This window comes from Micromonospora sp. ATLC20 (assembly GCF_057196585.1).
Genome location: NZ_JBXUOV010000385.1, coordinates 1 through 1,153 on the forward strand (window position 1 = coordinate 1; position 1,153 = coordinate 1,153).

The following is a 1,153-nucleotide window of genomic DNA, read 5'->3' on the forward strand; positions in this document are numbered from 1 at the left end:
CCGGTCGGCGGTGGCGAAGGCGGCGAGCAGCGGCGGGCCGACGGCGTGCGCGGCGGCCCAGCGCTGTGCCAGGTGCTCCGGCTCGCCCGCGTCCAGGCAGACCTGGAGCCCGGCCGTGCTGTACATCATCGCCCGTCCCGCCGGGCCACGCCGGTCGAAGGCGCAGCGCATGGCCCGGTAGCGCGGGGTCTCCACGACGGGTCGGGGAAGGCGCCACGGGTCGATGCCGCTGCGGCCGAGCACCAGGCCGGCGCCGTCCAGCCGCGCCCGCAGCTCGGCGACGTCGGCCTCGGTGGCCAGGATGAGGGCGCCGACCGACGATCGCGGCGTCGCGGAGATCTCCACCTGCCCGCCGGGCTCCACGGTCACGGCGCCGCCGTGCCGGAGCTCGTCGGCCGGGCTGGTGGGGTCGAGGGTCACCGGGCTGTGCGGTCCCAGCGCCTCGCGTAGTCGCTCGCGGTCGACCGGCCGGGCCGGGTCCGCGGCGTCGTGCACGGTCCATTCCAGTTCGACGCCGACCAGTGCGGGTGGCCCGGTCTTGAAGCAGATCCGGGCGAGGTGGCCGCGGGCCGCCTCCTCGTCCCCCAGGACGACTGCGCGGTCCAGGTCCGGCGACATCACCATGGAACGGCTCCTCCTCGGCGATGGGCGACGACGTCGTCGCGACGCGCCCGGCCGGGACGGCACGGGACGCCGCCCCACCATCCTCTGTCTAGCAGACGAGATCCGCTTGCCCGGAGAGATGAATTTTTGTCCGGAATCTGATTGCGCCGCGGCGCTCAGTCGTCCGCTTCCCGGCCCGAGGGCTCGGGCTCCGGCGCGTCGTCCGGGTCCTCCGGCGACGCGCCCACGAGGTTGCGGCAGTAGCTCTCCACCTGCTCGGGGCCGCCGGCGGCGGCCACCAGGTCGGCGAAGCCCGGCTTGGTGAGCGCCTTCTCCCGCTGTCGTTCCGGCTTGGCCAGGTAGGCGCGGCAGTGGCCGGCCAGGCTCGACCCGCCGGCCGGGGGCGCGGACGGCAGGGCCTTGGCGCTCGGCGTACCGGACGGGGCCGGAGCCGGTGGGGACACCGCGCCGGACGCGTCACCGGCCGGGGTGCTCGGCGCCGGCCGGGACGGCCCGGTGACGGCGGGGCCGGTGCCCGTCGGTCCGGCGC

Annotated in this window: 1 protein-coding gene and 1 pseudogene; both read right to left on the bottom strand. The window is 76.8% G+C overall.

The window, feature by feature from the left end:
* Positions 1–624 (bottom strand): glutamate-cysteine ligase family protein (locus tag AC2CHG_RS31485; RefSeq protein WP_484526218.1); only part of this gene is annotated, 624 nt, incomplete at its 3' end.
* 155 nt (positions 625–779) lie between these two features.
* Positions 780–1,153 (bottom strand): annotated as a pseudogene (locus AC2CHG_RS31490) (hypothetical protein); the annotation flags it as partial.